18 protein-coding genes and 1 other RNA gene are annotated in these 23,049 nt (G+C 67.3%); 11 read left to right on the top strand and 8 right to left on the bottom strand.

Annotated features, from left to right (window positions below; translation table 11 throughout):
* Positions 1-38: 38 nt before the first annotated feature.
* Complete coding sequence (gyrA, locus tag WS54_RS18245) at positions 39-2,642, bottom strand: DNA gyrase subunit A (protein ID WP_059501694.1); 2,604 nt, start codon at positions 2,640-2,642, stop codon at positions 39-41.
* 530 nt (positions 2,643-3,172) lie between these two features.
* On the opposite strand from gyrA, the gene ompA reads away from it, so the two are divergent.
* From ompA to ssrA, 4 genes are all read left to right on the top strand, one after another.
* Positions 3,173-3,841, top strand: a complete 669-nt coding sequence (gene ompA, locus WS54_RS18240) for an outer membrane protein OmpA (RefSeq protein ID WP_006400736.1) — start codon at positions 3,173-3,175, stop codon at positions 3,839-3,841.
* 152 nt (positions 3,842-3,993) lie between these two features.
* Entirely contained in the window at positions 3,994-4,692 is a 699-nt protein-coding gene (ubiG, locus tag WS54_RS18235; protein ID WP_059779682.1) for a bifunctional 2-polyprenyl-6-hydroxyphenol methylase/3-demethylubiquinol 3-O-methyltransferase UbiG, read from the top strand.
* Positions 4,693-4,705: 13 nt separating this feature from the next.
* Positions 4,706-5,419 (top strand): phosphoglycolate phosphatase, encoded by a 714-nt coding sequence (gph, locus tag WS54_RS18230; protein ID WP_059779681.1) that lies wholly within the window; start codon positions 4,706-4,708, stop codon positions 5,417-5,419.
* Between the two features lie 17 nt (positions 5,420-5,436).
* Positions 5,437-5,806, top strand: a transfer-messenger RNA (tmRNA) gene (gene ssrA / locus WS54_RS18225).
* Between the two features lie 275 nt (positions 5,807-6,081).
* Here the strand turns inward: ssrA and WS54_RS18220 are convergent.
* The 3 genes from WS54_RS18220 to WS54_RS18210 all read right to left on the bottom strand — a co-directional run bounded on the left by WS54_RS18220 (position 6,082) and on the right by WS54_RS18210 (position 8,271).
* Entirely contained in the window at positions 6,082-6,435 is a 354-nt protein-coding gene (locus tag WS54_RS18220; protein WP_059779680.1) for a DUF4148 domain-containing protein, read from the bottom strand.
* Between the two features lie 358 nt (positions 6,436-6,793).
* Positions 6,794-7,063 carry a hypothetical protein gene (locus tag WS54_RS18215; protein WP_034206710.1) on the bottom strand — a complete coding sequence of 90 codons (270 nt, stop codon included), beginning with the start codon at positions 7,061-7,063 and terminating at the stop codon, positions 6,794-6,796.
* A gap of 101 nt (positions 7,064-7,164) precedes the next feature.
* A complete protein-coding gene (locus WS54_RS18210; RefSeq protein ID WP_059779678.1) occupies positions 7,165-8,271 on the bottom strand; it encodes a substrate-binding domain-containing protein in 1,107 nt (368 codons plus the stop codon).
* Positions 8,272-8,401: 130 nt separating this feature from the next.
* Here WS54_RS18210 and WS54_RS18205 point away from each other — a divergent pair, with 130 nt between their 5' ends.
* From WS54_RS18205 to WS54_RS18190, 4 genes are read left to right on the top strand one after another with little or no spacing between them, the layout of a single operon-like run.
* The gene (locus WS54_RS18205) at positions 8,402-8,902 is read left to right on the top strand and encodes an NAD(P)H-dependent oxidoreductase subunit E (protein WP_059779677.1); all 501 of its coding nucleotides are present in this window, start codon (positions 8,402-8,404) and stop codon (positions 8,900-8,902) included.
* Positions 8,899-10,476, top strand: coding sequence for a formate dehydrogenase beta subunit (locus WS54_RS18200; RefSeq protein ID WP_059779676.1), 1,578 nt, complete (start codon positions 8,899-8,901; stop codon positions 10,474-10,476). Before WS54_RS18205 ends, WS54_RS18200 begins: the two co-directional genes overlap by 4 nt.
* A 17-nt stretch (positions 10,477-10,493) precedes the next feature.
* A complete protein-coding gene (gene fdhF, locus WS54_RS18195; RefSeq protein ID WP_059779674.1) occupies positions 10,494-13,445 on the top strand; it encodes a formate dehydrogenase subunit alpha in 2,952 nt (983 codons plus the stop codon).
* 7 nt (positions 13,446-13,452) lie between these two features.
* Positions 13,453-13,704 carry a formate dehydrogenase subunit delta gene (locus WS54_RS18190; protein WP_034206705.1) on the top strand — a complete coding sequence of 84 codons (252 nt, stop codon included), beginning with the start codon at positions 13,453-13,455 and terminating at the stop codon, positions 13,702-13,704.
* A gap of 8 nt (positions 13,705-13,712) precedes the next feature.
* Here WS54_RS18190 and WS54_RS18185 read toward each other — a convergent pair whose 3' ends face one another.
* Complete coding sequence (locus tag WS54_RS18185; RefSeq protein WP_059779673.1) at positions 13,713-15,359, bottom strand: FAD-dependent monooxygenase; 1,647 nt, start codon at positions 15,357-15,359, stop codon at positions 13,713-13,715.
* 130 nt (positions 15,360-15,489) lie between these two features.
* On the opposite strand from WS54_RS18185, the gene WS54_RS18180 reads away from it, so the two are divergent.
* A complete protein-coding gene (locus WS54_RS18180) occupies positions 15,490-17,325 on the top strand; it encodes a tetratricopeptide repeat protein (RefSeq protein ID WP_442861319.1) in 1,836 nt (611 codons plus the stop codon).
* Positions 17,326-17,412: 87 nt separating this feature from the next.
* Here WS54_RS18180 and WS54_RS18175 read toward each other — a convergent pair whose 3' ends face one another.
* On the bottom strand, positions 17,413-18,708 hold the full coding sequence (locus WS54_RS18175) for an MFS transporter (RefSeq protein WP_059779671.1): 1,296 nt from the start codon (positions 18,706-18,708) through the stop codon (positions 17,413-17,415).
* A 560-nt stretch (positions 18,709-19,268) separates the two neighbouring features.
* On the opposite strand from WS54_RS18175, the gene WS54_RS18170 reads away from it, so the two are divergent.
* A complete protein-coding gene (locus WS54_RS18170) occupies positions 19,269-20,003 on the top strand; it encodes a hypothetical protein (RefSeq protein WP_236872803.1) in 735 nt (244 codons plus the stop codon).
* Positions 20,004-20,081: 78 nt separating this feature from the next.
* Here WS54_RS18170 and WS54_RS18165 read toward each other — a convergent pair whose 3' ends face one another.
* Both WS54_RS18165 and WS54_RS18160 read right to left on the bottom strand, forming a co-directional pair.
* Entirely contained in the window at positions 20,082-20,786 is a 705-nt protein-coding gene (locus tag WS54_RS18165; protein ID WP_059779664.1) for a DUF2968 domain-containing protein, read from the bottom strand.
* 115 nt (positions 20,787-20,901) lie between these two features.
* The gene (locus tag WS54_RS18160) at positions 20,902-22,092 is read right to left on the bottom strand and encodes a gamma-glutamyl-gamma-aminobutyrate hydrolase family protein (protein WP_059779663.1); all 1,191 of its coding nucleotides are present in this window, start codon (positions 22,090-22,092) and stop codon (positions 20,902-20,904) included.
* 271 nt (positions 22,093-22,363) lie between these two features.
* Here WS54_RS18160 and WS54_RS18150 point away from each other — a divergent pair, with 271 nt between their 5' ends.
* On the top strand, positions 22,364-23,044 hold the full coding sequence (locus WS54_RS18150; RefSeq protein WP_059779662.1) for a GntR family transcriptional regulator: 681 nt from the start codon (positions 22,364-22,366) through the stop codon (positions 23,042-23,044).
* The last annotated feature ends 5 nt before the right edge of the window (positions 23,045-23,049 follow it).

Here is a 23,049-nt window from a genome sequence, read left to right as displayed (position 1 = left end):
CGCATTTCGCCCGCGGCGGCCAGAGTCTCATCCGTTCTTCAGGCTTCGCCGTCCGACGCCTCGTCGGCCTCGCCCTCTCCCTCTTCGGCCTCCGCGATCTGCTGCAGACCAGAGAGCTTGGTACCCTCATCGAGACTGATGAGTGTAACACCTTGCGTGGCGCGTCCCATCTCGCGTATCTCGGAAACACGGGTGCGAATCAACACGCCGGCCGTCGTGATCAGCATGATCTGATCCTCGGCGTCGACGAGCGTGGCGGCCACGACCTTGCCGTTGCGCTCGGACGTCTGGATCGCGATCATGCCCTTCGTGCCGCGACCGTGACGCGTGTACTCGGTGATCGGCGTGCGCTTGCCGTAGCCGTTTTCGGTTGCGGTGAGCACCGTCTGCTCCTCGCTGCCCGCGACCAGCATCGCGATGACCTGCTGCCCGTCCTCGAGCTGCATGCCGCGCACGCCGCGCGCCTCGCGCCCCATCGGGCGCACGTCGTTCTCGTCGAAACGCACGGCCTTGCCGGAATCCGAGAACAGCATCACGTCGTGCGCGCCGTCGGTGATCGACGCACCGATCAGGTAGTCGCCATCGTCGAGGCCGACCGCGATGATGCCCTTCTTCATCGGGCGGCTGAATGCTTCGAGCGGCGTCTTCTTCACGGTGCCGAGCGACGTCGCCATGAAGATGAACTTGTCGGCCGAGAATTCCTTGACCGGCAGCACGACGTTGATCTTCTCGCCTTCCTGCAGCGGGAACATGTTGACGATCGGGCGGCCGCGCGAGTTGCGCGAGCCCTGCGGCACTTCATAGACCTTGACCCAGTACACGCGGCCGCGGTTCGAGAAGCACAGGATGTAGTCGTGCGTGTTCGCGATGAAAAGCGTCTCGATCCAGTCGTCTTCCTTCATCTGCGTCGCCTGCTTGCCGCGACCGCCGCGCTTCTGCGCGCGGTACTCGGACAGCGGCTGCGACTTCACGTAGCCCGCATGCGACATCGTGACGACCATGTCCTGCGGCGTGATCAGATCCTCGGTGTTCAGCTCGGTCGCGTTCAGCTCGATCTTCGAGCGGCGCGCGTCGCCGAATTCGGCCTTCACCGAGGTCAGTTCCTCGCCGATCATCGTCGTGATCCGCTCGGGGCGCGCGAGGATGTCCAGCAGGTCGGCGATCTGTGCCATCACTTCGCGGTACTCGCCGATGATCTTGTCCTGCTCGAGGCCGGTCAGGCGCTGCAGACGCATCTGCAGGATTTCCTGCGCCTGCGTGTCGGACAGACGGTACAACCCGTCGGTCTGCATCCCGAACGCCGGGTTCAGGCCTTCCGGACGGTACGCGGAACGGCCGCCGGCCGCCGCGTTCTCGCTCTCGGCGCGCGTCAGCATCTCGCGCACGAGCGACGAATCCCACGGCTTCGCCATCAGTTCCTGCTTCGCGATCGGCGGCGTCGGCGCGGCCTTGATGATCGCGATGAACTCGTCGATGTTCGCGAGCGCGACCGCGAGACCTTCGAGCACGTGGCCGCGCTCGCGGGCCTTGCGCAGTTCGTAGATCGTGCGGCGCGTCAGCACTTCGCGTCGATGCGACAGGAAGCACTGCAGGATTTCCTTCAGGTTCAGCAGCTTCGGCTGGCCGTCGACGAGCGCGACCATGTTCATGCCGAACGTGTCCTGAAGCTGCGTCGCCTTGTACAGGTTGTTCAGCACCACTTCCGGCACTTCGCCGCGCTTGAGCTCGATCACGACGCGCATGCCGCTCTTGTCGGACTCGTCGCGGATGTCGGAAATGCCCTCGAGCTTCTTCTCGTTGACGAGCTCGGCGATCCGCTCGAGCAGCGAGCGCTTGTTCACCTGGTACGGCAGCTCGTCGACGATGATCGCCATCCGCTGGCCGCGGTCGATCTCCTCGAAGTGCGTGGCCGCGCGCATCACGACGCGACCGCGCCCGGTGCGGTAGCCGTCGCGCACGCCGGCGACGCCGTAGATGATGCCGGCCGTCGGGAAATCCGGCGCCGGGATGATCTCGATCAGCTCGTCGATCGTCGCCTCCGGGTTGCCGAGCAGATGCTGGCACGCGTCGACGACTTCGTTCAGGTTGTGCGGCGGAATGTTGGTCGCCATGCCGACCGCGATGCCCGACGAGCCGTTGATCAGCAGGTTCGGGATGCGCGACGGCAGGACCGACGGCTGCGTTTCGTTGCCGTCGTAGTTCGGCTCGAAGTCGACCGTTTCCTTGTCGATGTCGGCGAGCAGCTCGTGACCGATCTTCGCCATGCGAATTTCGGTGTAACGCATCGCCGCGGCATTGTCGCCGTCGATCGAGCCGAAGTTGCCCTGCCCGTCGATCAGCATGTAGCGCAGCGAGAAGTCCTGCGCCATCCGCACGATCGTGTCGTAGACCGCGGTATCGCCGTGAGGGTGATATTTACCGATCACGTCACCGACGATACGCGCCGATTTCTTGTACGCGCGGTTCCAGTCGTTGTTCAGTTCGTGCATCGCGAACAATACGCGCCGGTGCACTGGCTTCAGGCCATCGCGGACATCCGGAAGGGCACGTCCGACGATCACGCTCATCGCGTAATCGAGATACGAACGGCGCATTTCCTCCTCGAGGGAGGTGGGCAGGGTCTCTTTGGCGAATTGATCCATGTATCCGTATCGTTTCGGAGCGAAGACGGCGAACGCCTTTCGCGTGGGCGCTGCATGCGCAACGCAACGCGAGATTCTAACATGCGCCCATCAGCCGCCAATCCGCTTCCCCTCTATATGTAAACAGCAAAAATCGCGGCGGCGGCGAATCGGCCGAAATCGCGCGCGACGCTCGGGACGTCGTACGCGATTGCATCCGCCGTGTTTCACGCGCGCGAGTAAACGACGGCATGCATTCGTGCGATTTCCCGGTCGCGCTCTTGACAATCTCTAAAAGTTACGGCAGGCCGGTGTTGCGCATGCACCACAAAGTTGAAGCGATCTTGGGGTGGGGAGGATTTTTTTTCGTAGGAAGGGAACGATATGGCAAAATGCCAACGCACTGAAAGTTAGACGCTGCTCGAAGTCTACACAGAGCGGTGCCGCGTTTTTTGTGCCGCACCAATGTTATACTTCGAGCAATGTATGACTTGTCACCGTCAACAGGCTCGCAGTAAACCTGCGGTAATCTCAATTTCGAGAGGAGAAATATGAATAAACTTTCAAAGCTCGCGTTCATTGCAGCTACCGCAGTTATGGCTGCATCCGCTTCGGCACAGTCGGTGCCGGCGTCGCGTCAAGCCGTCAATGACAACTGGGTGAACGGCACGGGCGAATGGGTGTGGATGAACGGCACGAACGAGCTCTGCTGGCGCGATGCGTTCTGGACGCCGGCCACCGCCAACGCGAAGTGCGACGGCGCACTGGTCGCCCAGGCACCGCAGCCGCCGGTCGCTCCGGTCGCTCCGGCCATCACGAGCCAGAAGATCACGTATCAAGCTGACGCACTGTTCGACTTCGACAAGGCAACGCTCAAGCCGCTGGGCAAGCAGAAGCTGGACGAACTGGCATCGAAGATCCAGGGCATGAACACGGAAGTGGTCGTCGCAACGGGCTACACGGACCGCATCGGTTCGGACAAGTACAACGACCGTCTGTCGCTGCGCCGTGCGCAAGCCGTGAAGTCGTACCTGGTCAGCAAGGGTGTGCCGGCCAACAAGATCTACACGGAAGGCAAGGGCAAGCGCAACCCGGTCACGACCGGCTGCAACCAGAAGAACCGCAAGCAACTCATCGCCTGCCTCGCACCGGACCGCCGCGTGGAAGTCGAAGTGGTCGGTACGCAAGAAGTGCAGAAGACGACCGTTCCGGCGCAGTAAGCCGCGGTTTTCGACTGCTTCAAAGCCCCGCTCCGGCGGGGCTTTTTCATTGACGCCCGTCCAGACGCTCGCTGGCCTCGTCGTCCGCCCGCTTATATACTCGGGGCTGACGCACCGAAGCATCGCCCTCCTCTTGTAGCCCGTTTGCCGACATGACCAACGCCGATCCGCACGAACTCCAGAAATTCAGCGACCTCGCTCACCGATGGTGGGATCCGAATGCCGAATTCAAGCCGTTGCACGACCTGAACCCGGTGCGGCTCGGCTGGATCGACGCGCATGCGCACCTGGCTGGCAAGCGCGCGCTCGACATCGGCTGCGGCGGCGGCATCCTGTCCGAATCGATGGCCGGGCTCGGCGCCCAGGTGAAAGGCATCGACCTGTCGACCGAAGCGCTCGGCGTGGCCGACCTGCACAGCCTCGAAAGCGGCATTTCGGTCGATTACGAGGCGATCGCAGCCGAAGCGATCGCCGCGCGCGAACCGGGCGCCTACGACGTCGTCACGTGCATGGAGATGCTCGAGCACGTGCCGTCACCCGGCGATATCGTGGCCGCGTGCGCGACGCTCGTGAAACCGGGCGGCTGGGTGTTCTTCTCGACGCTGAACCGCAATCTGAAGTCTTACCTGTTCGCGGTGATCGGCGCGGAATACATCGCACAAATGCTGCCGAAGGGCACGCACGATTACGCGCGCTTCATCCGCCCGTCGGAACTGGCCGGCTTCGTGCGCGCGACGGATCTGCACATCGTCGAGATCAAGGGCATCACGTATCACCCGATCGGCAAGCGCTTCGCGCTGTCGAACGACACCGACATCAACTACCTCGTCGCATGCCGACGCGGCGCATGATCTTTTGACCGGCATGACGACTCCCCTTTCGAGCGCGCGGATCGCAGACGAACCGCGCCTGCTGCACTGCGATGCGGTCCTGTTCGATCTGGACGGCACGCTCGCCGACACGGCGCCCGATCTCGCGGCAGCCGTCAACAAGATGCAGCGCGAGCGCGGCCTGCCCGAAACGTCGCTCGACGTGTTGCGGCCGCTGGCCTCGGCCGGCGCGCGCGGCCTGCTCGGCGGCGCGTTCGGCATCGATCCGCACACGCCCGGCTACGAAGCGATGCGCGACGAGTTCCTGGCCAACTACGCGGCCGATCTCTGCGTGCATACGACGCTATTCCCCGGCATCGGCGACGTGCTCGACGAACTCGATGCGCGCGGCGTGCGCTGGGGCATCGTCACGAACAAGGCGATGCGACTCACGGCACCGCTCGTCGAGCTGCTCGGTCTCGCGCCGCGCGCCGCGTGCGTCGTCGGGGGCGACACAACGCCGCACTCGAAGCCGCATCCGGCCCCGTTGCTGCATGCGGCCGACCAGTTGGCGCTCGCGCCTGCGCGCATCGTCTACGTCGGCGACGACCTGCGCGACATTCAGGCCGGCAGCGCCGCCGGCATGGCCACCGTGGCAGCCGCGTACGGCTATTGCGGCGACGGCGTCGCACCGGTCGACTGGCAGGCCCGGCACCTCGTCGACACGACGCAGGAACTGCGGGACCTGCTGCGCGATGTTGGGCTATAATGTTTGATCTTATCCGCGGGGGCGACCTGGTTTCGACAGGGGTTGTGAAGCGGCTAGGGCATGTCGAGGACCCGTCACCTCGTTAATCAATGGGAAAATCGTAACTGCAAACGACGATACGTTCGCACTGGCAGCCTAAGGGCCGCCGTCCTCTGCCTAGTTCACTGACGGGCTAGTGTCGCAAGACCGGTAGCAATACCGCCAGAGGTCATTTACGTCAGTTAAGCCCTGTCGGCGTCGCGACGCCAGGGTCGAAAACCTAGCGAATCGCCGTAGTGCAGCGTGTTCGTCCGCGTCGCTGCGGTTAAATCAAAAGACTGGACTAAACATGTAGAACTAGTCGTGGAGCGCTTCTGGACGCGGGTTCGATTCCCGCCGCCTCCACCAAATTCCGCGCTCGTCGCACGAACCCCGCATGACGCAAGTCTGCGGGGTTTTTTGTTGCCGGCGAAACGCACGTCCGACGCCTTCCGAAAAAGCGCCCAGCCCCCGATGGGCCGGGCGGAATGCCGCCGATGTCCGGCGGCAGGAGGTGACGGATGTTCTGCCGCGCGTGCCCCATCATCGGCTGCGCCGGGCGATGACCGACCCGATGATCCGGCGTCGGGCGCGACGCCGCGCCGGTACCCGCCCGTAACCACCCCTACCGGGCGATACACGGCTTAACTGCCGCGATACAGCGACTTCATTTCTTCCGCGCTGGCCGGGCGCACGCCCATTGCGCGCGAACCCGACGCCGATGCGCCCTGTGCCTGCGCACCGTAGCCGCTGGCGTCGGCACCTCGAGCTTGTGCGAGCGCGCTGCGCTGCTGCTCCGCGATACGGGCCGTGGCGGCCTGGATCGCTTCCGGATAGTGCGGATCTTCGCCGCGGGCTGAGTTGTAACCGACCTGCTGGAGTTGAACCAGTTCGGCGCGCACCTGCGCCCGGGTGATCGTCGAACCCGACTGGGCGAACGAAGCGACCGGAGCAACGAGAGCAGCAGCAACGACAACGGCTTGAACGAGCGACTTCATGATGACCTACCTCCAGATTTGTCTGATTCGGCGGTGAACACCTTGATCAGCGCCGACAAACCGAAGTTTATGTAGGTGGATGCTTAAGAATAAGGCAGGTTTCAGGAAGACACCCTTCCTGATTTACGGGTTAACCCTAGATTCCTGTCGGAACCGCAATGCGGGCGAACGGCCATTTCGTCCGCCCCGCATTGCATGAAGGACCGCAAAAGCGCAAGCCCCGCGAAGCGGCAGGCTTCGCGGGGCTCGAATGGAAGAGCGGAATCGGGCGGAACCTCTGCCGCCGTCTGTCGGTCGAGCAGAACTGCTGCACAGAAGACAGGCGCGCCCGCTCGGGCGCAGACACGCCGGCTGCTCGTTACCGGGTATCCATCGGGCACTTCAGGTTGCAGCCGTTCGGGTCGCCCAGGTCACCCTTGCGGCGCAATGCCGACTTCTTGCCGGTCTGGTATTTCTGCGACGGCGCCGACGCGGCGAACGGCATCTGCGGATGCTCGTTCAGGCGGAACTGATCGCTCAGGATGCCGCCGGGCACCCCCGGGGAATTCTGCGCGAACGCAAACGGCGAAGCGACGACCAGCAGCCCCGCGGTCAACGCTGCCGCGGCAAGGGGAACGGAAAATTTCATGGCGGGATGACGCCTGAACGGCGTGCTTGTTGGAACGTTGATCAAGCGGCAAGCGTAGCGCAATTCCCCCACTGCTGCAGCGCGGCTCGATCGCGTCTTCGTTACCGGGCATTGCCGTCCGGGCCGCTCGCGTCGTCGCGGCCGGCCAACCCGGTCGCGATGCGCTCCAGCGCGCCGCACGCGGCCGGATCGTAGCCGTCCAGATGCGCGACGCGCTCGACGAAGCGTGCGTCACGCAGCAGTGCCAGCACATCGGCGAGCGGCCGCCCATCGAGCCGTGCGCGTTCGCATGCGAAGTAATAGTCCTCGTCGACGACCGGGATGAAGTCGAGCCCGAAATGACGGGCGGCCGGCTCGACGCCGAACCCGAGATCGGCCATTCCGCTCGCGACGAACGCCGCGATCGCAGAATGCGTGAGTTCGGCCGACGCATAGCCGTCGATGCGCTCCGGATCGATGCCGATCGCGCGCAACGCGAGATCCAGCAACATGCGCGTGCCCGATCCCGGCTGGCGGTTGACGAAGCGGATGTCGTCGCGTGCCAGATCCGCGAGCCCGCGCACCTGCTTCGGGTTGCCGCGCGGGACGAACAGTCCTTGCTGTCGGCGCGTCAGATGGATCAGCACGTGGCGCGTGTCGTCGAGCCAGGGCCGGTAGATTTGCGCGCACTGCGCGCGAAACACGCCGCGCGGCAAATGGAAGCCCGCGAGGTCGCATTCGCCGCGCGCGAGCGCCTGCACGGCCTCGACGCTTTCGCGATACTTGATGTCGACGGCCGCCTGCGCCTCGACGAGCGCGGAAACGAGCGTCGCGACCGCGTAACCGTGCGACGCATGAATACGCACGGCGCCGTCGCGCCGCACGAGCCGGCGGTTCAGGTCGCTGGCCACCTCGGCCGCCAGCGTGCGCAGGTTCCCGTCGAGGCGGCTGCGCGCCAGACGCTGCGCATCGACGACCGCCTGCCCGAGCGCCGACAACGTCGAACCCTTGCCGCGCGCGGTTTCGATCAATTCCCCGCCGATACACGACTCCAGCGCGCGCAGCATGCCCCACGCGTGCCGGTACGACAGCCCCTTGGCTTGCGCGGCCTGCGCGATGCTGCCCGTCTCGGCCACGAGCTCCAGCAACGGCGCGACGTCGGACAGACTGGCCGAACGGCCTTCCGTGTCGCGTACGGTCAGATACGCGTCGCATTCGATGCGAATCAATTATGCACTCCGATTTCCTATTGCGACCGCGAAATCTTCCGCTTATCGTTGGTCAAAATCAATCAGAACGAAGTCCCGACGCGCACTATATGAATTTCGAGCGCATATGAGACTTTGGAGGAGCATAACGATGTCCCCGAATTCCCCTGCGCCCGACGCGCTCGTCGAGCGCCATGCGCGCGCCGGCCGTTCGCTCGTCGCGATCCTGCACGCGATCCAGGACGACGCGGGCTACGTGCCGCCGGGCTGCGTCGCGCCGCTCGCCAAGGCGCTGAACCTGTCGCGCGCGGAAGTACACGGCGTCCTGACCTACTACCACCACTTCCGCACCGCGCCGCCCGCCCGCGTGACGATCCAGATGTGCCGCGCCGAAGCGTGCCGCAGCATGGGCTGCGAAACGCTCGCCGCCCATGCGGAAGCCCGCACCGGCTGCCGGTTCGATGCGGCGCACGGCGATGCCGCCACAGCACACACGCGTGACGACGTCGCGCTCGAATCGGTGTACTGCCTCGGGCTGTGTGCGCAATCGCCATCGATGACGATCAACGGGGTGCTCCACGCAAAGGTCACGCCGGAGAAGTTCGACGCGCTGCTGGCCGACGCGGTCGCCCGCACGCCGGAGGCCGCATGACGACCCGCATCTACGTTCCGCGCGATTCGTCCGCGCTGGCACTCGGCGCCGACGCGCTCGCCGCCGCGATCGTGGCCGAAGCCGAACGGCGCGGCGTCGCGATCGAGGTGATCCGCAACGGTTCGCGCGGGCTGCTGTGGCTCGAACCGCTCGTCGAAGTCGGGACGGCCGCGGGCCGCGTCGGCTATGCGAACCTGTCGGCCGCCGACGTGCCGGCCCTGTTCGACGCCGACTGGCTCGACGGCGGCACGCATCCGAGCGGCGTCGGCCTCGTCGACGCGCTGCCCTATCTGGCGCGCCAGCAGCGGCTCACGTTCGCGCGCATCGGCCTGACCGATCCGCTGTCGATCGACGATTACCTGCAACACGACGGCCTCGCCGGCCTGAAGAACGCCTTGGCGCTCGACGGCGACGCCGCATGCGAAACGCTGATCGAATCGGGGCTGCGCGGCCGCGGCGGCGCGGCGTTCCCGGCCGGCATCAAGTGGCGTACCGTGCGGCAAGCACGCGCCACGCAGAAATACATCGTCTGCAACGCGGACGAAGGCGATTCGGGCACGTTCTCCGACCGCCTGCTGATGGAATGCGATCCGTACTGCCTGATCGAAGGGATGATCATCGCGGGCGTCGCCACCGGCGCGACGGTCGGCTACATCTACGTGCGCAGCGAATACCCGCACGCGATCGCCACGCTCGAAGCCGCGATCGTCCGCGCGCGCGAAGCCGGCTGGCTCGGCGAGCACGTGCTCGGCTCCGCGCACGCGTTCGAGCTGCACGTCGCGAAAGGCGCGGGCTCGTACGTATGCGGCGAGGAAACGGCACTGCTCGAATCGCTCGAGGGCAAGCGCGGCGTCGTGCGCGCGAAGCCGCCGCTGCCCGCGCTCGCGGGCCTGTTCGGCCAGCCGACCGTGATCAACAACGTGATCACGCTTGCGTCGGCGCCGGTGATCTTCGCGCGCGGCGCCGCGTTCTATCGCGACTACGGGATGGGCCGCTCGCGCGGCACGCTGCCGTTCCAGCTGGCAGGCAACATCCGTCACGGCGGCCTCGTCGAGCTCGCCTTCGGCGTCACGCTGCGCGAACTGCTGTTCGACTTCGGCGGCGGCACGGCCAGCGGCCGGCCGGCACGCGCCGCACAGGTCGGCGGCCCGCTCGGCACCTACCTGCCCGACCACCAGTGGGACGTGCCGCTCGACTACGAGGCGTACACGGCGATCGGCGCGGTGGTCGGCCACGGCGGCATCGTGCTGCACGACGACACGTCGAATCTCGCCGAGCTGGCCGAATACGCGATGAAATTCTGCGCGATCGAATCGTGCGGCAAGTGCACGCCGTGCCGGATCGGCTCGACGCGCGGCGTCGAGACGATCGCGCGGATTCGCGACGGCGATACGTCGGAGCGGCAGGTCACGCTGTTGCGCGACCTGTGCGACACGATGCTCGCCGGCTCGCTGTGCGCGATGGGCGGCATGACGCCGTACCCGGTGCTGTCCGCGCTCGACCATTTCCCCGAAGATTTCGGGCTCGCTGCCGGCAAGGATGCCGCGTCGGGCCCGGTCAAGGCTGCGGCCTGACCCAGAAGGAGCCCTGCATGTCCCTCGACACGAACAACGTCCGCCAAGGCGGCTGCGGCTCGGGCCAATGCGCGTGCAAGAGCGCCGCACAGGCGCGCGCCCGCGATCCGTTGGACGATACCGACTACGGCACGCCGCAACGGCATGCCGACACCGACGTCACGCTCGAAATCGATGGCCAGCCGGTCACGGTGCCGGCCGGCACGTCGGTGATGCGCGCGGCGATCGAAGCCGGCATCAACGTCCCGAAGCTCTGCGCGACCGATTCGCTCGAGCCGTTCGGCTCGTGCCGGCTGTGCCTCGTCGAGATCGAGGGCCGGCGCGGCTATCCGGCGTCGTGCACGACGCCCGCCGAAGCCGGCATGAAGGTGCGCACGCAGTCGGACCGGCTGCAGTCGCTGCGCCGCAACGTGATGGAGCTGTACATTTCCGACCACCCGCTCGACTGCCTCACCTGCCCGGCCAACGGCGACTGCGAGCTGCAGGACATGGCGGGCGTGGTCGGCCTGCGCGAAGTGCGCTACGGCTTCGACGGCGCGAATCACCTGAAGGACGCGAAGGACGAATCGAACCCGTACTTCACGTACGATCCGTCGAAATGCATCGTCTGCAATCGCTGCGTGCGCGCGTGCGAGGAAACGCAGGGCACGTTCGCGCTGACGATCGCCGCGCGCGGCTTCGAATCGCGCGTCGCCGCGGGCGAAAGCGAATCGTTCATGGCGTCGGAATGCGTGTCGTGCGGCGCGTGCGTGGCAGCCTGCCCGACGGCCACGCTGCAGGAAAAATCCGTCGTGCAGCTCGGGCAGGCCGAGCACTCGGTGATCACGACCTGCGCGTACTGCGGCGTCGGCTGCTCGTTCAAGGCCGAGATGAAAGGCACGCAGGTCGTGCGCATGACGCCGCACAAGAACGGTCTCGCGAACGAAGGCCACGCATGCGTGAAGGGACGCTTCGCGTGGGGCTATGCGACGCACAAGGACCGCATCACGAAGCCGATGATCCGCGAGAAGATCACCGACCCGTGGCGCGAAGTGAGCTGGGACGAAGCCCTCACCTACGCGGCGACGCAATTCCGCAAGCTGCAGCAGAAGTACGGCCGCGATTCGATCGGCGGCATCACGTCGTCGCGCTGCACGAACGAGGAAACCTATCTCGTGCAGAAGCTCGTGCGCGCCGCATTCGGCAACAACAACGTCGATACCTGCGCACGCGTGTGCCACTCGCCGACCGGCTATGGCCTCAAGGCGACGCTCGGCGAATCGGCCGGCACGCAGACGTTCGCATCGGTCGGCCAGGCCGACGTGATCGTCGTGATGGGCGCGAACCCGACCGACGGCCACCCGGTATTCGGCTCGCGGCTGAAGCGGCGCGTGCGCGAAGGCGCGAAGCTGATCGTGATCGACCCGCGCCGCATCGACGTGGTCGACGGCCCGCACGTGAAGGCCACGCACCACCTGCAGTTGCGTCCGGGCACCAACGTCGCGATCGTCAATGCACTGGCGCACGTGATCGTCACCGAAGGGCTGGTGGCCGACGCGTTCGTCGCCGAGCGCTGCGAGACGCGCGCGTTCGAGCAATGGCGCGACTTCGTCGCGCAGGCCGACAATTCGCCCGAGGCGACAGCGGACGTGACGGGCGTGCCGGCCGAGCTGGTACGCGCCGCCGCGCGCCTGTACGCAACGGGCGGCAACGCCGCGATCTATTATGGGCTGGGCGTGACCGAACACGCGCAGGGCTCGACGACGGTGATGGGCATCGCGAACCTCGCGATGGCGACCGGCAACGTCGGCCGCGAAGGCGTCGGCGTCAATCCGCTGCGCGGCCAGAACAACGTGCAGGGTTCCTGCGACATGGGCTCGTTCCCGCACGAACTGCCCGGCTACCGCCACATCGGCGACGCAGTCGTGCGCACGCAGTTCGAGCAGGCGTGGGCAGCCACGCTGCAGCCGGAGCCCGGATTGCGCATCCCGAACATGTTCGATGCGGCACTCGACGGCAGCTTCAAGGGGCTTTACTGCCAGGGCGAGGACATCGTCCAGTCGGATCCGAACACGCAGCATGTCGCGGCCGCGCTGTCGGCGATGGAATGCATCGTCGTGCAGGACATCTTCCTGAACGAAACCGCGAAATACGCGCACGTGCTGCTGCCGGGCTCGACGTTCCTCGAGAAGGACGGCACGTTCACGAACGCGGAACGCCGGATCTCGCGCGTGCGCAAGGTGATGCCGCCGCTCGCGGGCTACGCGGACTGGGAAGTCACGCTGCTGCTGTCGCAGGCGCTCGGCTACGACATGCACTACACGCATCCGTCGGAAATCATGGACGAGATCGCACGGCTCACGCCGACCTTCTCGGGCGTGTCGTACGACAAGCTCGACGCGCTCGGCAGCATCCAGTGGCCGTGCAACGAACATGCGCCGGAAGGCACGCCGACCATGCACATCGACACGTTCGTGCGCGGCAAGGGCCGGTTCGTGATCACCAAGTTCATTCCAACGCCGGAGAAGGTCACGCAGCGCTATCCGCTGATCCTGACGACGGGCCGCATCCTGTCGCAATACAACGTCGGCGCGCAGACGCGCCGGACCGAAAACGTGCGGTGGCACGAAGAGGATCGCCTCGAGATCCATCCGCACGACGCGGAGGATCGCGGAATCCGCACCGGCGACTGGGTCGGCATCGAATCGCGCGCGGGGCAGACGGTGCTGCGCGCGCTCGTGACGGAGCGCATGCAGCCGGGTGTCGTATACACCACGTTCCACTTTCCCGAATCGGGCGCGAACGTGATCACGACGGACAGCTCCGACTGGGCGACGAACTGCCCCGAATACAAGGTGACTGCCGTGCAGGTGATGCCGGTGGCTCAGCCGTCCGACTGGCAGCGCGCATATGCGCGCTTCAACTCGGAGCAGCTCGACTTGCTCGAGCGCCGCGCCGCCGCGCCAGCCGCCGTGACGACAGGCAAGTGAGGCAGCAATGGACAACGACCACCTGATCGACATGGCCAACCAGATCGGCGCATTCTTCGAATCGATGCCCGATCGCGACGAAGCGCTGACCGGGATCGCCGAGCATATCCGGCGCTTCTGGGAGCCGCGGATGCGACGCGCGTTGCTCGCCGCGCTGGACGATCCGTCGAACGAAGCCGGGCAACGCGCGATGCCGATCGTGCGCGATGCGGTCGCCGCGCATCGCGCATCGCTCGTCCCTGCCGCGGCGCCCGCCTGACCTCCCGGCTACGCAGACACCGACAGGCCCGCGAACCAGCTCTCGCAGTGGCGCAGCAACGCGTTGGCGTCGGTCGCCGTGCGCCCCCGCGCGGCGACATAGCCGTCGGGCCGCAGCAGATAGAACGACGGCCGCGAGCGGCCGTATTCCTGCGCGAGCCCCGCCGCACCGTCGCCTTCGGCATCGGCGACGCGCCACACGCGCACCGCTTCCGGCATGATCCGTTCGAGCCCCTGCACGAGCACCTGCGCATCGGCCGGGATCGGCGGCACTTCGCCGGCGTCGGTGTTCACCGGCTCTTCCAGCAGCAACAGCGTGAAACTCGCCGGATCGTGAAGATCGTATAGCCGCGCCGTGCCGGGCGCCCGACCGAGCGGCCCGTCCAGCACGTGCACGAGCGCATCGGGCGCGCGCTCGCCCGCGCGCGGGCCGCCGTCGAGCACGCGTTCGAGCGTGAGCGGACTCTTCCGATACTGCACGCCGAGCTCGCTCACCGTGCGCCTGAGCGCGTCGCGCATCGGCCCGAACGACGCCAGCAGCGGCACGACATGATCGCGCAGCAGCTTCATCGCACCACGCTCGGCTTCGACCACCTGGGTGACGAAACCGGTCTGCCGCAACACGTCGCGCTCGATCGGATGGCGCTCCGCGTGATACGTGTCGAGCAACCGCTCGGGCGCGCCTGCGCCGAGGACGCGCGCGAGCTTCCAGCCGAGGTTGAACGCCTCCTGAATGCCGGTGTTCATGCCCTGCGCGCCGGCCGGGCTGTGGACGTGCGCGGCGTCGCCCGCGAAGAACACGCGGCCATGACGCAGCCGGTCGACCATCCGGCTGTGCAGGTGGAAATAGGACGACCACGCGAGATCGCTTGGCGAGATCGACGCGCCGACGCGCGCGCGGATGATCGCGTCGCATTCCGCGAGCGACGGAGCCGGTGCGTCGGGCGACGCACCGCTGCCGGGCGGCCGGTCCGCCACGAGCCGGTAACGGCCGCCTCCCATCGGAAACAGCCCCGCGATGCCTGCGGGCGTCGTGAACAGATGGATCTCCTCGTCCGGCCAGTCGGGTATCGCCGCGAAATCGGCAAGCAGGAAAGTCTGCTCGAACGCATGCCCGGCAAAGCCGAGGCCGAGGAGATGCCTGACCGTGCTGTGCGCGCCGTCGGCGGCAATCAGGTATGACGGGGTGAACGACTCGTCGCGGCCGTCGGCGCGGCGCAGCGTCACGTCGAGCGACGTGCCGCCCGCGTCGCATGCGGTCAGCGTCGTCCCGCGTTCGACGGTCACGCCCATCGTGGCCAGGTGTTCGGCGAGCAGCCGCTCGGTGATGCTCTGGTCGAGAAACATCAGATACGGATAGCGCGTTTGCAGCGGATCGAAATCGAGCCGTGCGATCACGCGGCCGTCGGCATGCAGCTCGGCCGCATGCGCGCGATGGCCGAGCGCGAGAAACGGTTCGACCGCACGATGCTGCTCCAGCAGCTCGAGCGTGCGCGCCTGGATGCCGATCGCACGCGAAAACGGCGCCGGCGCGACGAGACGATCGATGATGCGCACCGGCACGCGGGCCCGCGCGAGGCTCATCGCCGCGGCAAGGCCGGTCGGCCCCGCGCCGACGATCAGCACGGGCGGGATATCGGACAGTGTGTCAGCCATGAGACCCTCGATGACACGCGACTCTGCAAGTCTACGCCGCTCCGCGTCACGGGGCCATATGCCGACCGGCCGATACGCGCCCCCGCCGCGCGGTGTGGGAAAATACGCGCTTTCCGCCAGTTTTCGCGTCATGGATTCCGCATTCGACCGGGCGTACGCCGCGCACCGCGCGGGTCGCCTCGCCGAGGCCGAGCACGGCTATCGCAACGCGCTCGCCTCCAACCCCGCCGACGCCGACGCGCTGCACCTGTTCGGCGTGCTGCGGCACCAGCAGGGCCAGCACGCCGAGGCCGCCGATCTCGTCGGCCGCGCCGTCGCGCTGCGTCCGGACGATGCCGCGCTGCAGCTCAATCTCGGCAACGCGCTGAAAGCGCTCGGCCGGCTCGACGAAGCGATCGACCGCTTTCGCAACGCGCTGACGCTCGCGCCCGAGTTTCCGCTCGCGCACTACAACCTCGGCAACGCCTATGCGGCGGTGCAGCGTCACGACGATGCGATCGACGCCTTCGGCCGCGCGCTACAGCTCACGCCCGACGACGCATCGATCCACAACAATCTCGGCAACGCGCTGAACGCGCTCGGCCGCCACGACGACGCGCTCGCCGCGTTCGGTCGCGCGCTCGAGCTCCGGCCCGGGCATGCAGGCGCGCACAACAACCTCGGGATGGCACTGAGCGCGATGGGGCGCGCCGACGAGGCGATCGCGCACTTCCAGGCCGCGATCGCCGCGCAGCCGCGGTTCGTCGCCGCGCATTTCAATCTCGGCAACACGCTCGACGCGGTCGGCCGGCATGCCGAGGCGGCGGCCGCCTTCGAAGCCGCGCTCGCGCTGCACCCGCCGTTTCCGCTCGCGCTGTTCGGGCTCGCGAACGCCCTCTGCGCGCAGGCGCGCCACCGCGACGCGCTGCCCTACTACGAACGCGCCGTCGGGCTCGATCCGTCGTTCGGGCTCGCATGGCTGAATCTCGGCAACGCGCATCACGCGCTCGGCGCGCACGAGATGGCGCTGCGCGCGTTCGACCAGGCGCTGCGCGTCGCGCCCGATCTCACGCTCGCGCGGCTGCATCGCGCGGTCACGCTGCTGACGCTTCGCGACTTCACGCGCGGCCTGCCCGCCTACGAAGCGCGCCACGAGACGCCCGGCGCGACGTCGCTCGGCGCGCTGCCGCGCTGGCAGGGCGAGCCGATTGCGTCGCGCACGTTGCTGATTCGCGCGGAACAGGGGTTCGGCGACACGCTGCAGTTCGTCCGCTTCGTGCCGCTGGCCCGCGCACGCTGCGCGCGCGTCGTGCTCGAAGTCCAGCCGGAACTCGTCGCGCTACTGACGCCGGCCGCGTCGCGCTGGCGCGTGACGCTCGTCGCGCAAGGCGCCGCGAAGCCGCCTGCCGCGGACGTCGGCTGCACGCTGATGAGCCTGCCGTTCCTGCTCGGGCTTCAGCCGGAAGACATCGTCGGCTCGCGCTATCTCGACGCGCCCGACGGCGCCCGGCGGCGCTTTCGCGGGTCGCTCGGCGGCCAGTCGAAGCGCAAGTTCGGCCTGGCATGGTCGGGGCGCCGGCAGGCGCAGGAAAACCGCTCGATGCCGTTCGACGCGCTCGCGCCGTTGCTCGCGCTGCCTGACATCGACTGGATCGTGCTGCAGCCCGCGCTGGCCGACGACGAACGGGTGCGCGTCGACGCGCATCCGCGCGTGCATCGCCTCGACGGCCGGCTGAACGACTTTGCCGATACGGCGGCGCTGATCGAGCGCCTCGACGGCATCGTCACGATCGACACGGCCGTCGCGCACCTCGCGGGCGCGCTCGGCAAGCCGCTGTGGGTCATGCTACCGTTCGCGCCCGACTGGCGCTGGTTCACCGGAAACGACTGCCCGTGGTATCCGCAGGCCAGGATCGCCCGCCAGCCTGCGCCGGGCGCATGGCCCGACGTGGCGGAGGCGGTGGCCGACATGCTGCGCGAGGCATGACCGTCAACGAGAAAGGGAGCGCATGGCGCTCCCTTTTTTCGATGCGATGCGATGCGCGGCCGACGCCACGCGATGGACCGGCCGCCGTCAGGCCGACTTGTACTGGTTGCGCGCGTCGGCGGTGCGATAGAGCACGAGCGTCGCGATCAAGCCGCAGATCGCGGCCACGCTCAACCACAGCCCCGGCGCCGCTTTGTTGCCCGTCTGGTGGATCAGCAGCGTCGAGATCGCCGGCGTGAAGCCGCCGATCGTCGTTGCCAGGCTGTACGCGAGCGAGAAGCCGGCCGTACGCACGTCGGGCGGCATCACTTCGGTCAGCGCGACGACCATCGCCCCGTTGTACGACGCGTACAGGAACGACAGCCACAGCTCGACCGCGAGCAGCCGCAGGAACGACGGATCGCCGACGAGCCACAGCACGGCCGGATAAGCCGACAGCAGCGTCAGCACGGTGAACGCGATCAGCACGGGGCGGCGGCCGATGCGGTCGGACAGCGCACCGGACAGCGGCAGCCACACGAGGTTCGAGATCCCGACGCAGACGGTCACGACGAGCGCGTCGAGCGACGACAGGTGCAGCACTTCCTTGCCGAAGGTCGGCGTATAGGCGGTAATCATGTAGAACGACACCGTCGTCATGATCACCATCCCCATGCCGGCCACCACGACACCCCAGTTGTCGAGCATCGAGCGCATGATCTCGCCCATCGTCGGGCGGTGACGCTTTGCAAGAAATTCGTCGGTCTCCTTCAGCGAACGGCGGATCAGGAACAGGAACGGCACGATCAGGCAGCCGATGAGGAACGGAATGCGCCAGCCCCACGCGGTCATTTCCTCGACCGGCAGCGCGCGGTTCAGCACGACGCCGACGAACGCGGCGAACACCACAGCCACCTGCTGGCTCCCCGACTGCCACGACGTGTAGAACCCTTTGTGGCCCTTCGTCGCGATCTCCGACAGGTAGACCGACACGCCGCCGAGTTCGACGCCCGCCGAGAAACCTTGCAACAACCGGCCGAACAGCACGAGCACCGGCGCCAGCACGCCGATCGTCGCGTACCCCGGTATCGCGGCCACCGTGAGCGTGCCGATCGCCATCAGCCCGAGCGTCAGGATCAGCCCCTTGCGGCGGCCGTGATGGTCGATATACGCGCCGAGCACGATCGCACCGACCGGCCGCATCAGGAAGCCCGCGCCGAATACCGACAGCGACAGCATCAGCGACGCGAAGGCGTTGCCGCTCGGAAAGTACGTTTTCGCGATGGCCGACGCGTAATACCCGTAGACCATGAAGTCGTACATTTCCAGGAAGTTGCCGCTGACGACCCGGAAGACGGTGCGGACTTTGGATTCCTGCGCGATGGCAGGGGATGCAGTGGACATGTTTTCTCGCTCAGCTCGGACGGCGCATACCGCACCGCATGAATCCGACGATGCACGACGCGCCGAGCCGAGCCGGCGCGCACGGGCATCGCTGCCCGCCGGCGGCGCGGCGCGTAACGGCGCGCCGCCGGCATGATTCGCGAATCATGCCACGCCAAGCCGACATTTGCCTTGTGGCGCCCTGTCATGACCGTCGCGGTATCCATCTCGTACACGTCGCCCCGAAACGGACTCGAGAATCAGATCGATCCGATCGATCTGCATTCGCCTGCCGACCACAATGTCAGGATTTGCGACGACATTTCCGCGCCGCGCCGCACGGTCGCCCGTGTCGCACGGCGCCCCCGTTCATGACCCCATCGCCTCTCGTCCCGGTCGAGGGCGCGCTCGCCCGCCCGCGCGCCACCCCGCTCGATCACGTCCCGCCGTTCGGCCGCGAATGGCGACTCCCTGGTGCGCCCGGCACGCGGCCCGGCAGGACCTGTCTCGCGACACTGACGACGTCCTGCATCGACGTCGACCGGCCACACCGCGCGTGCCGATGGCAACCGCTGCCCGCGGTGGCATCGTTGCCGGCTTCGGTCGAGGTGGCGGCCACGCCGGTCGCGGCAACCGCCCGTCGCGCACGCGCCTCTCACGATCAGCGCGCGATGTACGCCGTCTGCTGGAGCATCGGCGCACTCGGCATCATCGGCTGGCTGATCGGCGCATACGACCCGCCCGCGGGGTTCGGTCCTGCGTCCGCAACTCGGGCAGCCGGCAGTGCGGCCGAGCTCGTCACGACATCGACCGGCACGATTCACGCCGCTGCGGCGCAACCGGGTACGTCGACGCACGCCGTGCCGCAGCGCAACGTGGCGATGCCTGTCGCGAACATGCCCGGGTCGCCGCCAGCCACGCATCGCGTCGCACTTCGCCCCGCGCCGTCTCACCCGCAAGCGACGGCCGACGCGCGGAACGTCCGCCCTGCCTCGCCACGTCGGGCAACCCGCCAACACGCAACGGAAGCCCCGCCCCGCACACCGGTCGTGCCGCGGCTCGCCGCACATCCGTCGATCCAGCGCAGCGCGACCCACACCGGCACACGCGATCGGCTCGCTCCGCCGCCGCACCTGGCGGACACCCTCGATACCCGCGACTCGCTCGACGATCCGGTCACGTTGATTGCCATGGCGAACGCGCTGCGCGCCACGCAGCCCGCGCGCCCGGCGCCGCCGCCCGCGGCCGGTTTCGACTGGATGGCGCAACTGTCGCACCGTCGCGTGACCGACGCGCCGGACGTGTTCGCGCACTGACGCCCACACAATAAAAAACCCGGCGAAGCGATCTTCGCCGGGTTTTTGCTCGTCTCGCTCCGTCCGTTCGACGAATCGTTACTTGTGCGCGGGCAGCCCCGTCTCGGTCTGCTTCTCGAGTTGCCGCACCTGCTCCTGCAGATCGCGCAACTGCAGTTGCGCAGCCCGCTTCTCGACCTGCAGCGCTTGTGCCTGCTCCTGCGCCGACTTCTGCCGCTGCGCGACTTCGGCCTGCTGGCTGCGCGCGACGCTCAAGTCGGCCTGCAACTGTTGCGCACGATTCGCCTGCAGCGCGATCACGCGTTCGAGAAAGGCCTTCTGCGCCTGCAGCTCGGTCCGGCGGATCTCGATATCGGCGAGCTGCGTCGTCTGCTGGACGAAGTTCGCGTACACCATCTCCGCGCGATTCTTTTCCTGCGAACGGATCACGCGCCACAGGTTCTTGTCCTGGAACAGCGCGACGTAGTACGTCATCTCGCGCGGATCGAACATCAGGCTCGCGCCGTAGCTGCCGTTGTACGTCGTGCGCATCTCGACGATCCGGCCGTCGTGCAGCATCTGCGTCAGTTCGGCGACGTTGCCTTGCGCAGCGGCGTCCGTCGCGGTCGCGGCCGCGGCCGATGCCGACGGCTGCGCGCCGCCGCTCAGGCTCGTGACCGCCGGACGCGTACCGGCGACGGGTGCGGTCGCATCGGCGGACCAGGCCGTGCCCGCTTGTGCGCAGGCAATCAGCGCAACGATCCACGTCGCGCATCGTGCTGGGGAGAAGTTTCGGAAAGCCAACGTCGGACTCCGGCGAACGAATCGGAACTCGCGATTATCGTTCAAAACCAAACGGCCGCATCTCGAATTTATCGGAATGCGGCCGGCCGTCGTGCAACGCGAAAAATACTGCGTACTACAGACGCGTTTCGCGCGCCGCGCGCAGGAACGCATCGAGCAGCGGCGTGCAGTCGAGCAGTTCCGAGCCGCCCGCGCGATGGAACTCCGGATGCCACTGCACGCCGACGACGAACGGCGAACGCCGATGGCGAATGCCTTCGATGATCCCGTCGCCGGCCGACACGGCCTCGATGTTCAGGTCGCGACCGAGATCGCGGATCGCCTGGTGGTGTATCGAGTTGACGATCGCTTCGCTGCGCCCCGGGAACATGCTCGCGAGCGTCGACGAATCGGGGAAGCGGATCGCGTGACGATGCTGGTCGTAATGCTCGCTCACGTGCGCGTTCGCGGTCGGCACGTCGGTGGCGATGTCCTGGTACAGCGAGCCGCCGAACGCGACGTTGATCAACTGGCAGCCGCGACACACGCCGAGCACGGGTTTGCCGGATTCGACGAATTCGTGCAGCAGTTCGAGCTCGTACATGTCGCGCACGCGATCGCCCGGCCATTCGGGGCGCGCATCCGACGCCGCGTAGGTCTGCGGCGACACGTCGGCGCCGCCTTGCAGCAGCAGGCCGTCGAGATGCTTCGCGTAATCGCGCAGGCGGATGTTGCTCGGATGGATCATGCCTTGATGGCCGACGGTCGGAATCATGAACACGAGCACGTCGCGCGACATCACCCAGTGGGCGATCGATTCCTCGAGATACTGCAGCGTCTTGCCGCGCAACCCCTTCGCGCCGGGCTCCGGATGGAAGATCCGCGCCGACACGCCGATGCGCAGCGTGCGCTGCGTGATGCGCTGACCGGCGCGGTCGAACAGCCGTCGCGCGCGGGCCGCGACGATCCGGCCGAACACCGACCACGGCGTGTCGCTCTGCTTCAGGTAGGCCGGCGGCGCATTCTGCGCGTTCGCGGGCGGCGGCCGAGGCGTGTCGAAATCGGGCGGCGCGCCGAATCCGGGCGGCGGCGAGCCGGGCCTCGGCGGCGCGGCCGTGGCGGCGCCATCACCGGGTGCGCCCGCCGCGCCGGGCGCACCCGGCTCGGAGGCGGCCGTGACGGGCGACGCGCCGTCGTCGGCGACGTTCTCAGCGGCGGCCTGCGTGGCCGACGCAGCGGGCGTTTTCGCCGGATCGGGACGGGGGGAATCGGAAGAAGCGGAAGAGGTGCCGGGCAGACCGGCCGGAGAAGGCGTGTTTTCGCTCATGACGATGGTCTGATGCGTCGCTCGCGCGTAGGGATAGACGAGGATTCATTATGCTTCAGTGCACGATCGCGCGGCAAACCTGCAACATCCTGTCGATATTGTTGCAAGTCGTCGGCAAGTCGCGCGGCAGAACGGCTCGGTCACGCGCCCGCCGCGTATCGACCACGCTGGACATCACTGATATATCACAATAATATCCAGAGATCGTCCATGCTTCCCGAGCCATCCGCGCCATGATCGCGCCCCTTCCGGCCCTGGCGCCGCACCCCGTATGAGCACCCTCACCGACGTCGCCCGCGACCGCGCCGCCGCGTCGCCGGCCAGCCTCGCCGAGCGCGCGTACGCGCTGATTCAGCGGGACATCATCACGATGCGCCTGAAGCCGGGCGCCGCGCTCAACGAAGCCGATCTCGTCGCCCGCACGGGGATCGGCCGCACACCGGTGCACCAGGCCGTGCATCGGCTCGTGCTCGAAGGGTTGCTGTCCGTGATGCCGCGCAAGGGCTTGATGGTGCAGCCGCTGTCGCTCGACGACATCGTCGCGGTGATCGACGTGCGGCGCATCAACGAAGCGCACTGCGCCGAACTCGCCGCGCGCCATGCGACGCCCGACGATCTCGCGCGCCTGGCCGCGTTGCTCGACGACGGGCAGGCCTGCGTCGACACCCACGACGTCGAGGGCATGATGGCGCTTGATCGCGCGTTTCATCAGACGATCGCCACGGCCGCGCGCAACGCGGTGCTCGCCGACATCCTGCGCGCGCTGCACGATCGTTCGCTGCGCTTCTGGTTCGTCACGCTGTCCGAACCGCACCATCTCGCCGACGTCCAGCACGAGCACCGCGCGCTGTTCGATCGGCTGTCCGCACGCGACGGCGCCGGCGCACGCGCGGCCGTCGAAAGCCATATCGATTCGTTTCGCTCCACGCTTCTTCAACATCTTCGCCCCTGAGCCGC

Origin of the sequence: Burkholderia sp. NRF60-BP8 (assembly GCF_001522585.2) — a bacterium.
In the GTDB taxonomy this organism is placed as follows: Bacteria; Pseudomonadota; Gammaproteobacteria; order Burkholderiales; family Burkholderiaceae; genus Burkholderia.
The sequence above is the reverse complement of the archived record's forward strand: the minus strand, read 5'-3'. Positions and strand labels throughout refer to the sequence as shown.

Excerpts from the sequence above, each read along its gene's own strand:
- WS54_RS18190 (WP_034206705.1), top strand. The coding sequence starts at position 13,453 with ATGGACAACGACCACCTGATCGACATGGCCAACCAGATCGGCGCATTC.
- WS54_RS18200 (WP_059779676.1), top strand. The coding sequence starts at position 8,899 with ATGACGACCCGCATCTACGTTCCGCGCGATTCGTCCGCGCTGGCACTC.
- gyrA (WP_059501694.1), bottom strand. The coding sequence starts at position 2,642 with ATGGATCAATTCGCCAAAGAGACCCTGCCCACCTCCCTCGAGGAGGAA.
- WS54_RS18150 (WP_059779662.1), top strand. The coding sequence starts at position 22,364 with ATGAGCACCCTCACCGACGTCGCCCGCGACCGCGCCGCCGCGTCGCCG.
- WS54_RS18180 (WP_442861319.1), top strand. The coding sequence starts at position 15,490 with ATGGATTCCGCATTCGACCGGGCGTACGCCGCGCACCGCGCGGGTCGC.
- WS54_RS18205 (WP_059779677.1), top strand. The coding sequence starts at position 8,402 with ATGTCCCCGAATTCCCCTGCGCCCGACGCGCTCGTCGAGCGCCATGCG.
- ubiG (WP_059779682.1), top strand. The coding sequence starts at position 3,994 with ATGACCAACGCCGATCCGCACGAACTCCAGAAATTCAGCGACCTCGCT.
- WS54_RS18160 (WP_059779663.1), bottom strand. The coding sequence starts at position 22,092 with ATGAGCGAAAACACGCCTTCTCCGGCCGGTCTGCCCGGCACCTCTTCC.
- WS54_RS18215 (WP_034206710.1), bottom strand. The coding sequence starts at position 7,063 with ATGAAATTTTCCGTTCCCCTTGCCGCGGCAGCGTTGACCGCGGGGCTG.
- gph (WP_059779681.1), top strand. The coding sequence starts at position 4,706 with ATGACGACTCCCCTTTCGAGCGCGCGGATCGCAGACGAACCGCGCCTG.
- WS54_RS18220 (WP_059779680.1), bottom strand. The coding sequence starts at position 6,435 with ATGAAGTCGCTCGTTCAAGCCGTTGTCGTTGCTGCTGCTCTCGTTGCT.
- fdhF (WP_059779674.1), top strand. The coding sequence starts at position 10,494 with ATGTCCCTCGACACGAACAACGTCCGCCAAGGCGGCTGCGGCTCGGGC.
- ompA (WP_006400736.1), top strand. The coding sequence starts at position 3,173 with ATGAATAAACTTTCAAAGCTCGCGTTCATTGCAGCTACCGCAGTTATG.
- WS54_RS18175 (WP_059779671.1), bottom strand. The coding sequence starts at position 18,708 with ATGTCCACTGCATCCCCTGCCATCGCGCAGGAATCCAAAGTCCGCACC.
- WS54_RS18185 (WP_059779673.1), bottom strand. The coding sequence starts at position 15,359 with ATGGCTGACACACTGTCCGATATCCCGCCCGTGCTGATCGTCGGCGCG.